General features: G+C 61.7%; 14 protein-coding genes. 6 read left to right on the top strand and 8 right to left on the bottom strand.

Annotation, left to right across the window (positions count from 1 at the left end; genetic code table 11):
• The 3 genes from ACXJ7R_RS16660 to ACXJ7R_RS16650 all read left to right on the top strand — a co-directional run.
• On the top strand, positions 1-550 hold a 550-nt coding region (locus ACXJ7R_RS16660; RefSeq protein WP_457152795.1), incomplete at its 5' end, for a transglutaminase-like cysteine peptidase.
• A 335-nt stretch (positions 551-885) separates the two neighbouring features.
• Entirely contained in the window at positions 886-1635 is a 750-nt protein-coding gene (locus ACXJ7R_RS16655; RefSeq protein WP_095090723.1) for an NYN domain-containing protein, read from the top strand.
• Positions 1636-1756: 121 nt separating this feature from the next.
• Positions 1757-2317 (top strand): ankyrin repeat domain-containing protein, encoded by a 561-nt coding sequence (locus tag ACXJ7R_RS16650; protein ID WP_457152794.1) that lies wholly within the window; start codon positions 1757-1759, stop codon positions 2315-2317.
• 40 nt (positions 2318-2357) lie between these two features.
• On the opposite strand, the gene ACXJ7R_RS16645 is transcribed toward ACXJ7R_RS16650, so the two are convergent.
• Together ACXJ7R_RS16645 and ACXJ7R_RS16640 are read right to left on the bottom strand one after the other, a co-directional pair.
• Positions 2358-2885 carry a gamma carbonic anhydrase family protein gene (locus ACXJ7R_RS16645; RefSeq protein ID WP_457152793.1) on the bottom strand — a complete coding sequence of 176 codons (528 nt, stop codon included), beginning with the start codon at positions 2883-2885 and terminating at the stop codon, positions 2358-2360.
• Positions 2886-2904: 19 nt separating this feature from the next.
• A complete protein-coding gene (locus ACXJ7R_RS16640) occupies positions 2905-3246 on the bottom strand; it encodes a DUF6949 family protein (protein ID WP_457152792.1) in 342 nt (113 codons plus the stop codon).
• Positions 3247-3367: 121 nt separating this feature from the next.
• On the opposite strand from ACXJ7R_RS16640, the gene ACXJ7R_RS16635 reads away from it, so the two are divergent.
• Positions 3368-4099 carry a hypothetical protein gene (locus ACXJ7R_RS16635; protein ID WP_457152791.1) on the top strand — a complete coding sequence of 244 codons (732 nt, stop codon included), beginning with the start codon at positions 3368-3370 and terminating at the stop codon, positions 4097-4099.
• A gap of 63 nt (positions 4100-4162) precedes the next feature.
• Here the strand turns inward: ACXJ7R_RS16635 and ACXJ7R_RS16630 are convergent, their stop codons facing one another.
• The 3 genes from ACXJ7R_RS16630 to ACXJ7R_RS16620 all read right to left on the bottom strand — a co-directional run bounded on the left by ACXJ7R_RS16630 (position 4163) and on the right by ACXJ7R_RS16620 (position 6292).
• Complete coding sequence (locus tag ACXJ7R_RS16630; RefSeq protein WP_006200852.1) at positions 4163-4366, bottom strand: DUF3126 family protein; 204 nt, start codon at positions 4364-4366, stop codon at positions 4163-4165.
• 152 nt (positions 4367-4518) lie between these two features.
• Entirely contained in the window at positions 4519-5367 is an 849-nt protein-coding gene (cysE, locus tag ACXJ7R_RS16625) for a serine O-acetyltransferase (protein WP_095091679.1), read from the bottom strand.
• 286 nt (positions 5368-5653) lie between these two features.
• Positions 5654-6292 (bottom strand): VOC family protein, encoded by a 639-nt coding sequence (locus ACXJ7R_RS16620; RefSeq protein ID WP_457152790.1) that lies wholly within the window; start codon positions 6290-6292, stop codon positions 5654-5656.
• 169 nt (positions 6293-6461) lie between these two features.
• Between ACXJ7R_RS16620 and ACXJ7R_RS16615 the strand changes: the two genes are divergently transcribed.
• Positions 6462-7133: an HD domain-containing protein gene (locus ACXJ7R_RS16615; protein ID WP_457152789.1), complete on the top strand. Its 672-nt coding sequence runs from the start codon at positions 6462-6464 to the stop codon at positions 7131-7133.
• Here the strand turns inward: ACXJ7R_RS16615 and ACXJ7R_RS16610 are convergent.
• The 3 genes from ACXJ7R_RS16610 to ACXJ7R_RS16600 form a co-directional block, all read right to left on the bottom strand.
• A complete protein-coding gene (locus ACXJ7R_RS16610; RefSeq protein WP_457152796.1) occupies positions 7112-7879 on the bottom strand; it encodes an alpha/beta fold hydrolase in 768 nt (255 codons plus the stop codon). The two genes, ACXJ7R_RS16615 and ACXJ7R_RS16610, sit on opposite strands and share 22 nt — an antisense overlap.
• A gap of 20 nt (positions 7880-7899) precedes the next feature.
• The gene (locus ACXJ7R_RS16605) at positions 7900-8463 is read right to left on the bottom strand and encodes a DUF192 domain-containing protein (RefSeq protein WP_457152788.1); all 564 of its coding nucleotides are present in this window, start codon (positions 8461-8463) and stop codon (positions 7900-7902) included.
• Between the two features lie 215 nt (positions 8464-8678).
• Positions 8679-9275 carry a cold-shock protein gene (locus tag ACXJ7R_RS16600; RefSeq protein ID WP_457152787.1) on the bottom strand — a complete coding sequence of 199 codons (597 nt, stop codon included), beginning with the start codon at positions 9273-9275 and terminating at the stop codon, positions 8679-8681.
• A gap of 208 nt (positions 9276-9483) precedes the next feature.
• Here ACXJ7R_RS16600 and ACXJ7R_RS16595 point away from each other — a divergent pair.
• A partial coding sequence (locus tag ACXJ7R_RS16595) for a VOC family protein (protein WP_457152786.1) occupies positions 9484-9680 on the top strand: 197 nt, incomplete at its 3' end.

Below are 9680 nucleotides of genomic sequence, written 5' to 3'. Positions count from 1 at the left end.
GGGATCAGCATATGCCGCGGGACCGGCCTATATGCACACCGGCGGACGCACCACGCAGCCTGTCGGCCATTATGAATTCTGCCAGCGCATACCTGGCGAATGCAGCGAACGGACGCCCAAGGGCCCGCCGGTCGAACTGACCCGCAAATTGTGGGCGACGATCGTCAGCATCAACAATTCGGTCAACGCAAGGGTCAAGCCGCGCACCGACATGGAGAATTACGGTGCCGAGGAATACTGGGCCTATCCCGACAATGGCTATGGCGATTGCGAGGACTACGCGCTGGAAAAGCGTCGCGAATTGTTGAATGCGGGCGTGCCGGCCGGCAATCTGCTGATGACTGTCGCGCGCCAGCCGAATGGCGATGGCCATGCGGTGCTGACCGTGCGCACCAGCCTTGGGGAATTCATCCTCGACAATCTGGAAACCAAGGTGCTGGCCTGGACGGACACGGACTACACCTACCTCAAGCGCCAGTCAGACCAGAATTCCGGTGTTTGGGTGACGATAAACGACGGCCGCTCCGACGCGGTCGCCAGCGTCCGCTAATGCATGTCGCTCAAAAGTGGCCCCGGTTTTGAGCGACATGCATAAACTAGAGGTCAAGCGCGTCGCATGAAGGCGACCGCTTCAGGAGAAACCCGGTCGAGTCCCCACCCTCCCCGTCCCCAACGACCGGGTCAAAGGAGCCGGCCCCGTCCCCGGGCCGGCTCCGCCATTTCTGGGACAACCTTTTGAAACCCCGATAAAGGCACAATTCCAACAGCTTAGATTTCGGTTTGCGGCTCACTTCTGCTACAACGGCAGAGTAGCGAACCGCGGTGGTGATGGTTTCACCAGCTAAAGTTCGAAACTCGAGAGTGCGTCAGCCCAGGAAGTGTCGCATGCCGACCGAACCCCGATCACCGCGCCTTGCGGTTCTTATCGACGCCGACAACGCTTCGGCCAAGATTGTCGACGGCCTGTTCGAGGAGATCGCGAAGATTGGCGAAGCCAGCGTCCGCCGCATCTACGGTGACTTTTCAAACGTCCGGTCGAAGGGATGGGCTGATGTCTTGTCAAAGCATGCGATTATCCCGCAGCAGCAATTCGCTAACACCATCGGGAAGAACGCGTCCGATATCACACTGGTGATCGACGCCATGGACCTGCTTCACAGCGGTCGTTTCGACGGTTTCTGCCTGGTCTCTTCCGACAGTGATTTCACCCGGCTTGCTGCGCGCATACGCGAACAAGGCGTCGACGTGTTCGGGTTTGGGGAGCAGAAAACGCCGGAAAGTTTCCGGCAAGCATGTCGGCGTTTCGTCTATACCGAAAACCTTCTACGCGGCACCGCAAACACTCACGATAGTGCGCCCGCAGCCAAGCCGCTTCAATTGCCCAGTGCCGCGATTCCCATGCTCAAGAAGGTCATAGGCCAGATGGAAGGCGAGGATGGTTGGGTACATCTCGGAACCTTCGGACAACGGCTATCAAACCTGTTTTCAGATTTTGATCCCCGCAGCTACGGTTTCAGCAAACTGAGCGATCTGGTGAGGAATACAGACGCATTTGAAATCGAAGTCCAGGGCGGAGCCATGAGAATACGGACCAAGCCTACTGCTGGGAAGAAGGTAAAAAAGAAAGCCGCTTAGCGATGCCTAGAGGGTCATAGGTCCCATCGACCCCAATCGCGTCAGAACATCAAGACCGCCTTTCCACGGGCAGGAGATCGAGGCACTATAGGCCGTTGGTTTCGCCTTCTGGATCACGGCGATGTTGGAAATCCCGGAAGATCGATGCGAGCGCCATCGTCTGTTCAAGGCGATCGACGATGCCTTCAAGGCCGGCGATTTCGAGGGCCTCGGCGTGGCCTTGGGCGGCTCGCCCTGCTGGTTCGACGAGCGCATGCCGTTCGAGCTCGGCCTCGGGCATCCGCTGGAGTATGCAATCTATTGGAGCCCCTTAGGATTCATCTCGACTTTGCTGGATGCAGGCTCGGATCCGAATTATCAGGATCACGGTGGATTTCCGGCAATCATTGCGGCGCTATCCACCGACCGGGCCGACAGACTGGAAATCGTGCGGGTGCTTATCGAGGGTGGCGCCGATCCCAATATGCGTGGCGTGAACGACTGGACGCCGCTTCACTATTCGGTGGCCGTCCGGAGCGTCGAGGCGATCGGCTTGCTTTTGGCTGCAGGCGCCGACCCCGCGCTCGAAACCCGCATCGATGACTACAGGACAGCCGCACAGGAAGCCGACATTGCCGGCTTTGAAGCAGGCGCTTCCTTGCTGCACGATGCGATGRCCAGGCGCAACTCCAACCGACGGTGAGTTGGGGCACGATGAAACCGTCGGCGAGCGAGGGCTCGCCTCAAACCTTCTTCAGTCCCGCCTTGAAGCGCTTGCCATTGGCGACGTAGTGCGCGGCCGAGCCGCGCAGTCTGGCAACGGCCGCCTCGTCCAGCACCCTCACCGCCTTGGCCGGCGAGCCGACGATTAGTGAATTGTCCGGAAATTCCTTGCCGTCAGTGACCAGCGCGCCGGCGCCAACCAGCGAATTCCTGCCGATCCTGGCGCCGTTCAGCACGATGGCGCCCATGCCGACCAGGCTGTTGTCGCCGATCGTGCAGCCGTGCAGCAAGGCGCGGTGGCCGATGGTGCAGCCTTGCCCGATGGTCAGCGGAAAGCCGGGATCGGTGTGCATGACCGTGTGTTCCTGCACATTGGTGTCGTCGCCGATGACGATCGGCTCATTGTCGCCGCGGATGACGGCGCCGAACCAGAAGCCGGCATTGCGGCCGACGCGCACGTCGCCGATCAGCGTCGCATCGGGCGCGATCCAGTTTGAGTCCGCATCCGCGAAGCTCGGCTCCGTTCCATCGATCGCGTAAAGCGGCATTTTCGGTCTCCGAATCGTCTCAGCCTGGAAGGCTGGAGCCTAGGAGACCGATCGTCCAGGAGGCAATGGCAAGCACGACGACGCCCAGGGCCAACGACCAGGCGATGGCCGTGCAGCCGCAGGACATCAGCGCCAAGGTCGAAATGCGGCGCTCACGCCGGGCATCGAGGGCGTCGTTGACCAACATGAAGGGGCCCGCACAAGCGGTGGCGAGCAGCGAGCGCAGCAGATGCGACGGCGACACGTAAGGCTCAGTGAAAGCGACCTTGCGGCCCGACACCAGTTCCATCATCGATCCAGCCAGCCCGCAGGCTGTCATCCCGACGACAAAAGCGAATACGGTGAGTTCCAGCGTGCCCATCTTTACGTTCCATTTACCATGAAATTGCACAGTCGTTCCATGAAGGCTGCAAGAGCCGTGCCGCGCGATGTGTGCCGCCCAAGGACACCCAAGGGCGGACGGCTGATATCCGAGGACTGAGATGAAGCAGGCAGCGATCACCGACGGCCCCCAACTCACCGTGGTCGATTCCATGCTGATGAAGCGGGTGTTCTACGCATTCGCGGCGCTGGCGCTGCTGTCGGTAGCGATCAGCCTTGCCGGCAAATGGTTCGGCCATTCGATCGCCATGGCCGGATACACCGACGACGCAACGATCCATCAGGTGGTGATCGGCAACAATGTCATCGCGGTGCCGGCCAACGTCATCCGTTTCGCCCAGGCCCGGCGCGACGGCATTGCCTCGCGGCTCGACCTCTATCTGCGCTATCCCCAGATGGACGGCTACAGCGAGCCGGCGCGCGACGATTTCAATCACATGGGAGCGAGCAGGAACATCATCTTCCTGTCCTTCGAACAGCAGATGATGTCGCGCGACATGAGCGGCCGCTTCGCGCCAATCTACAGCGCGTTGATCATCCAACCCGGCATTGCTGGCCCCGGCGGCACGACGGTGTACGGCTTCAACGAGAAATCAGGCTACCTGAACGAGGTGCTGGTTGTCGGCAGGCGTCCTGGCAAGGACCCGTTCGTGGCCCGCTGCCTGAGCGGGCCGAGTGCCGAGGAATCGCTGGCGCCCTGCGAGCGCGACATCCAGGTCGGCGACGAACTCAGCCTCACCTATCGCTTCCCCAGGGAGTTCCTGGGTGATTGGCAGGCGCTCGACGCGGCAATCGCCGGCCAAGCCGCGCGCTTCCTGAAAAGAGGACATTAGGAGGGGAAACCGGGCTGGCCGGCCGCATTCGAAGCGGAGCCGGCCGAGCCCAGGATTGCTGGCTCAGGCCAGGTCGATGTCGAGGATCGCCATCGAAAAATTGTAGTCGCCGTCGTCCTCGTCCTTGAAGACGATGCCGAGGAACTCGTCGCCGACATAGACCTCGGCCGAATCTTCCTTGCGCGGCCGTGCCTTGACCTCGAGCTTGGGGTTCTGGAAGACGCGCTTGAAATAGGCGTCCAGCTTTCTGATTTCGTCGGGCTTCAACAGTCTTCTCCGATCATCGGGCTTGCTCGTTCGAACGCGCTTCTGGCACGTCGACAATGGCGATGTAAAGGCAAGCGGCCCGATAACACGGGAACAACCGCCCGCTCCTTCCCACGGCCGGCACCCGGCCGCAGGCAGCGGGCAGATGAAAATCAGATGTCGAAGCTGACGACCTGATCCATCGTCTGCGACGGCAGAAGCTGGTCCATCTGGCGCGACGGCTGATCGCAGCCCGTCTCGCCGACAACCCGGGCCGGCACGCCGGCAACCGTCTTGTTGTGCGGTACAGGCGACAGCACCACCGAGCCTGCCGCGATCTTCGAGCAATGGCCGATTTCGATGTTGCCTAGGATCTTGGCACCGGCGCCTATCAGCACGCCGTAGCGGATCTTGGGGTGACGGTCGCCGCCGGCCTTGCCGGTGCCGCCCAGCGTCACGCCATGCAGGATCGACACATCATCCTCGATCACCGCGGTCTCGCCAACGACGAGGCCGGTGGCATGGTCGATGAAGATGCCCTTGCCGATGCGGGCGGCCGGGTTGATGTCGGTCTGGAAGACCGAGGACGAACGGCTCTGCAGATAGAGCGCGAAATCCTTGCGGCCCTGCTTCCACAGCCAATGCGCCAGCCGATGGGTCTGGATGGCGTGAAAGCCCTTGAAATAGAGCACCGGCATGATGAAGCGGTCGCAGGCCGGATCGCGGTCGTAATAGGCCTGGATGTCGACGCGCACGGTCGTCGGCCAGTCCTTGTCGTCGGCCAGCATCGACTTGAAGGTCTGGCGGATGAGATCGGAGCCGATGTCCTGATGGTCGAGCCGCTCGGCCAGCCGGTGGATGACCGCCTCTTCCAGGCTGTCCTGGTTGAGGATGGTGGAATAGAGGAACGCGGCAAGCAGAGGGTCGCGGTTGACCGCCTCCATCGCCTCGTCGCGGATCGAGCGCCAGATCGGATCGACCGGCTGCAATGCGCTCTGTCGGGAAATGCTGATGCTGTTCATCGCCGTCTCGTCCTGCGTCCTGCCGGGCTGGCCTGTTGTGCTCGCCTTGTCGGGCCGCACATATAAGCCAGATCATAGCACGATTGAACTCAATTTTCCTTAGTGCAATGTCAAATGGATTTGGTTCGCGGGAATTCAAGCGGCCATGGAAAACGAACCCTTGATCGACGACGCGCCGAACTAGCGACCCTTCCGCGCTTGGCCGGGCGCAAAGCATGGCGATCAGATGGCCTGCGAGCCCAAGTGAACCGCGACGTCGATGGCGCCGCGCTACCATGGCCGCTGGTCAAGTCGGYAGCGGCTTGCCGGCCTGTTCGGCCACCATGTATTCGGCATACCAGTCGGGCCAGTTTTCATCGCGCTGTCCGCCGGTCCGCGTCTCGTGCTCGCCATGCGCGGCCGCCGCACGCCGCAGCGCTGCGGCTAGCTCGGTCGATGAGGTGAATGTCGTGTCGTGCGCATCCACACGCCCAGGCAATCGCTGGGTGATCTCCTGCAGCAGCCAGTTGTTGCCGTCCGGGTCGCTGAACGAGGCAAAGGAGGAATAACTGCGCCCCTCCGGATCTCTGCCGCTGATCGGCGGCTGCCCGGGGCCTGCACGGTGAAACACTTCGCTCGCATCGACCCCGCGCGCCACCAGTTCGGCACGCGCCGCCACGATATCCGACACCACGAGATAAAGACCCTTTGCCGAGCCTGGCGCGGCGGTCGTGAGACCCTTGCCAAAATGGATCGAGCATGGCGAACCCGGGGGCGTGAACTGTATGACGCGAAACGCATCGCCAACGATGAAGTCGGCGTCCAGCCTCCAGCCTAGGCCGCCATAAAAACGCTTGGCCCGATCGGTATCCGAAACGGAAATGATGACGGCCTCCAGCTTCATGTCGATAGTCCCCGGTCTCGGGGTCTCGGTTGCGGTGGTCATGTCAGGCTCCTTGGGTTTGAGTGCTTTGAAAATGACAACATGCGTCCGAGCCGGTGACCGTGTGGATCCTGCTCATGCCAAGCAGCTTCCCGCCATCATGCGAATTGGTCAATCGGCTGCGGCACCATGACTCCCCGACGCCTTCCGCTAGGCCGTGTTTTGGCCCAGGATGCCGGGAGTATTTCATCGGGTGGATAGTGACGCCGTTTCTGGAAACGAACCCTTGATCGACGACGCGCTGAAAAGTGAGCTTTCGGCGCGCTACGCCGCGCAAGACCGCCACTATCACGACCTTGCCCATATCGAGGCGATGCTGGGCCTGGCGGGCGAGTATCGAGGGTTGCTCGGCGATCCCGAAGCCGTCGAAGCGGCGATCTGGTTCCACGATGCCATTTATGACAGCAAGGCCAAGGACAATGAGATCCAAAGTGCCGCCCTTGCCGAGAAGAAGCTCGCGGGCCGGGCTGAAGCCGGGCGCCTCGACCGCATCTCGGCGATGATCGTCGCTACAGCCACCCACCAACTGCCGTTGTATGACGACCCGACGACAGTACGGGATGCCAGTCTTTTCCTCGACATGGATCTGTCAATCCTGGGTGCTGCGCCGGATGCCTTCGATGCCTATGAACGCGCTGTGCGGCGCGAATATCACTGGGTTGAGGAGCCGATGTGGCGGGCGGGCCGCAGCGCGGTCCTGAAGAATTTCCTCGCCCGCCCGCATATCTTCCACACCGAAGAGTTTCGCCGGCGCTTCGAGCCGCAGGCCAGATTGAACATGGCGCGCTCGTTGGCGGCCCTTACGCCCGCGCCGCCGTCCGCTCAGAGCGGATTTTCGGCATAGAACTCCAGCACACGTTGCTTGAAGGTCTTGTCCCCGACCGCCAGCATATGGTCCCGGCCCTCGATGTGAAAGGCCCTGGCGTTCGGCATCAATGCCGCGAGTTCGTCGGGCGAGCCGCCAATATCGTCCGTCGTGCCGACGGCGATCAGCGTCGGCTGGGCAATGCGCGCAAGATCGTCCTCGCTCAGCAATTCTCTCGACCTGGCGATACAGGCGGCCAGCGCCCGGCGGTCGCTGCGCGTCTGGTCGGCGAAGGCGCGAAACGATCGCCCGCGCCGATGACTGGTTGCCGCAGGATCGTCGGCGAGCAGGGCCGCGGCGATCGGATCCCAATCGCCGACGCCGTCGATCATGCCGATGCCGAGGCCGCCGAAGACCAGCGTCGCCACCTTGTCCGGATCGGACAGCGCCAGGAACGCGGCGATGCGCGCGCCCATCGAATAGCCCATGACATGGGCGCGCTCGATACCGAGATGGCCAAGCAAGGCGGCGGCATCCGAAGCCATCTTGTCCGGCGTGTAATCGGCCTCGTCATAACTCTTCGACGACGATCCGTGGCCGCGATTGTCGAAGGCGATGGCTCGGTAACCGGCATCGTTCAGCGTCTTGAACCAGCCCGGCGATACCCAATTGACATAGTGGGTCGAGGCAAAGCCATGGATCATCAGCACCGGATCGCCCTCACCCGACGCCGGCTGGCGGTCGAGGAAGGCAAGATCAAAGCCGTCATGGGTGAAAACCTGCATCAGCGATCCCGCCTGCGCGCTCAACCGGCACCGCCGTTGGGCGCATCGCCATTGTCCGATGGCGGCACGCCCGGACCAGACGCCGTGCCAACGGCCGGATGGCGTAAAAGGTCGCCATACTCGATGCCGTTCCTGGCGGCGGTGCCCGCTTTGAGCTCCAGCACGAAACGCACCGGCACGCCAGGCGAAATGATGGCCTCGGATTGCGGCTCGCCGTGTTTGATCGCCCGGATCTTACCGTCCTGGCCGACAAAGATCAGATCAAGCGGCATCGGGGTGTTCTGCATCCAGAAGCCAACCTGCTGCTGGATATCGAAGACGAACAACATGCCATGGTCGTCCGCCATGTCCTGGCGGTACATCAGCCCAGCCTCGCGCTCCGCGGCGGTGTTGGCGACTTCGATGGAAAAAGAACGATCGCCGCCTTTCGTCACCACAACCAGCGGCGCCGGATCGACAGGAAGGATCATCGCCCGGCTGTCGGCCGCGGTCGGCCGGTCGGAATAGAAGTAAGCACCTGCGGCCACGACCACGGCGACAATGGCGCACAACACACCCGCCGTCAGCCAGTTCCTGTAAGCCATTCAAAATCCTCGGCCGGAAATTGTCCTGGAGCACGTCGCCTCGGATCAGGCTCGTGGGCATGCCTTTGGGCGACATGCATTAGACCACGATCCCGAAAAGTGGAACCGATTTTCTCGGACAAACGGAAACCGCGTGTCCAGAGATCATGGTCAAACAAAGAGGAGATAGAGCGCCATCCCGATCTGTCGGGATGGGCCACTTTTGGGCGACTGAATTAGTGCGAGACCGGCAAGGTCCCCATGTCGGGGTGAATCTCGGCGGCCATAAGGCCTTTGTCGCCGCGCCCGAAACGAACCAGCACGACTTGCCCCGGCCGAAGCTCGGTGATGCCGTAACGGCGCAAGGTCTCCATGTGGACGAAGATGTCCTCGGTGCCCTCGCCGCGGGTCAGAAAACCAAACCCCTTGGTGCGGTTGAACCATTTCACCAAAGCGCGTTCGAGGCCGCTTTCCGGCGTCACCGCGATATGGGTGCGCTGCTCCTGCATTTCGGCAGGATGGACCGCGGTGGTGACGTCCATGGAGAGCACCCGGAAGGCCTGCAATCCGCGATCGCCCTGCTTGACGAGGCAAACCACGCGTGCGCCCTCCAGGGCCGTCTGGAAGCCGTCCTTTCGAAGACATGTCACATGGAGAAGGATGTCGCCCGAGATGCCGTCATCTGGAAGGATGAAACCGTAGCCCTTGGCCACATCGAACCACTTGATGGCGCCAGCGACTTCGAGCAGATCGGCAGCATCGCCGCCTTCGTCACGATGCAAGGCGTCGCCAAGGGTTCCGTTCCGCCCCGTGAAAGAGGCCTTTTCCCCCATAACAATGCCCCCTTATTTTTCAAGAACACCGCAACTGATTCTTGACACCAGATTAACACCGCGGCTTCCGGTGTGTGCAAGACCTGACGTGCCTTTTTTGGGGGAATACCGGATTTGTTCTTTGCCGGCATTGCGCAATGCCGAACGATTGCCCTTTGAGCGGGTCGACCCTATGTTGCGCCGCAACGCAATTCATCGAGGAAATCACATGCGCTATCTGCACACCATGGTCCGCGTCGCCGACGTCGACGCCTCGCTCGATTTCTACTGCGCCAAGCTCGGCCTCAAGGAGGTGCGCCGATACGAAAACGAGCAAGGCCGCTTCACGCTGATCTTCCTGGCCGCACCGGAAGACGAGGAGAGCGGCGTCAACGAAAAAGCACCGTTGGTCGAACTGACCTACAA

Source organism: Mesorhizobium sp. P5_C1 (assembly GCF_054049815.1).
The sequence above is the reverse complement of the archived record's forward strand: the minus strand, read 5'-3'. Positions and strand labels throughout refer to the sequence as shown.

Bases quoted from the DNA above. Each gene is read 5' to 3' on its own strand.
- ACXJ7R_RS16655 (WP_095090723.1), top strand. From the start codon at position 886: ATGCCGACCGAACCCCGATCACCGCGCCTTGCGGTTCTTATCGACGCC.
- ACXJ7R_RS16645 (WP_457152793.1), bottom strand. From the start codon at position 2,885: ATGCCGCTTTACGCGATCGATGGAACGGAGCCGAGCTTCGCGGATGCG.
- ACXJ7R_RS16640 (WP_457152792.1), bottom strand. From the start codon at position 3,246: ATGGGCACGCTGGAACTCACCGTATTCGCTTTTGTCGTCGGGATGACA.
- ACXJ7R_RS16635 (WP_457152791.1), top strand. From the start codon at position 3,368: ATGAAGCAGGCAGCGATCACCGACGGCCCCCAACTCACCGTGGTCGAT.
- cysE (WP_095091679.1), bottom strand. From the start codon at position 5,367: ATGAACAGCATCAGCATTTCCCGACAGAGCGCATTGCAGCCGGTCGAT.
- ACXJ7R_RS16615 (WP_457152789.1), top strand. From the start codon at position 6,462: ATGCCGGGAGTATTTCATCGGGTGGATAGTGACGCCGTTTCTGGAAAC.
- ACXJ7R_RS16610 (WP_457152796.1), bottom strand. From the start codon at position 7,879: ATGCAGGTTTTCACCCATGACGGCTTTGATCTTGCCTTCCTCGACCGC.
- ACXJ7R_RS16605 (WP_457152788.1), bottom strand. From the start codon at position 8,463: ATGGCTTACAGGAACTGGCTGACGGCGGGTGTGTTGTGCGCCATTGTC.
- ACXJ7R_RS16600 (WP_457152787.1), bottom strand. From the start codon at position 9,275: ATGGGGGAAAAGGCCTCTTTCACGGGGCGGAACGGAACCCTTGGCGAC.